Annotated in this window: 1 pseudogene; it reads right to left on the bottom strand. The window is 35.6% G+C overall.

Annotation, left to right across the window (positions count from 1 at the left end):
- Positions 1-236 (bottom strand): annotated as a pseudogene (locus tag Q4550_RS24055) (macrolide family glycosyltransferase); the annotation flags it as partial.

Genomic DNA, 236 nt, shown 5'->3' with positions numbered 1-236 from the left:
AGGGAGGTTTTTATTGTATTCTTCGGGTATTAAAAAGGATGCAGAAGAAGAGAAGCCTGGCTCTTTTAAATAGTCTTTTACTATTTCTCCCGTTCCAAAAGCATCGTAATAAACAAAATCGATCGAAATTTCTTGCGCTAACTCTTTTGTAAGCGCAAGGATATCCAAATATGTGTCCATAAGGAAATGGGAAAAGTTATTGATACCTTCTGAACTAGCATGATTGATGTCTAAAC

This window comes from Anaerobacillus sp. 1_MG-2023, from assembly GCF_030547345.1.
In the GTDB taxonomy this organism is placed as follows: Bacteria; Bacillota; Bacilli; order Bacillales; family Guptibacillaceae; genus Guptibacillus; species Guptibacillus hwajinpoensis_B.
Note: the sequence above shows the minus strand (reverse complement) of the source record. Positions and strands in the feature narration are given on the sequence as shown.